Origin of the sequence: Cupriavidus consociatus, assembly GCF_017814975.1 — a bacterium.
In the GTDB taxonomy this organism is placed as follows: domain Bacteria; phylum Pseudomonadota; class Gammaproteobacteria; order Burkholderiales; family Burkholderiaceae; genus Cupriavidus; species Cupriavidus consociatus.
Map to the genome: position 1 here is coordinate 1 of NZ_JAGIQA010000179.1, position 423 is coordinate 423.

The following is a 423-nucleotide window of genomic DNA, read 5'->3' on the forward strand; positions in this document are numbered from 1 at the left end:
TTGTCACAGATGCGTTCGCCGCCGAAACGATAGGCGTCTGTCCCAACGCAGCGGTAATCGGCGTAATCCCGCTGATGCCGCGGCTTTTTTTGCGATATCGCGCTCCATTCTCAGGCGCGCATTCTCCGCCCGCAGCCGAGCCAACTCCATCTGCTCAGGCCTGACGGTCACCGGCTTGCCAATCGCCCCTGCCGCCAGTTCTCCCTTTTCACTCTGACGCATCCAAGGCCCCAAGGCTACCCTTTTGGGAATGCCGTGAACCTTGGCCGTGACCGCAATCGACTGGCCGGCCCTCACCTGGCGAACCGCCTCCAATTTGTATTCCTGTGTGTATTTCGCCCGCGTTTGCTTGCTCGACATGTCTTAGCTCCTTGCTCGTATTGGAACATAGGCTAAGAACTCCACTCTCCGGGGGCAAGATCA

General features: G+C 58.6%; 1 pseudogene. It reads right to left on the reverse strand.

The annotated features are described in order from the left end of the window. Positions 1–81 precede the first annotated feature (81 nt). A pseudogene (locus tag J8I82_RS37990) lies at positions 82–360 on the reverse strand (transposase); the annotation flags it as partial. Between the last annotated feature and the right edge of the window lie 63 nt (positions 361–423).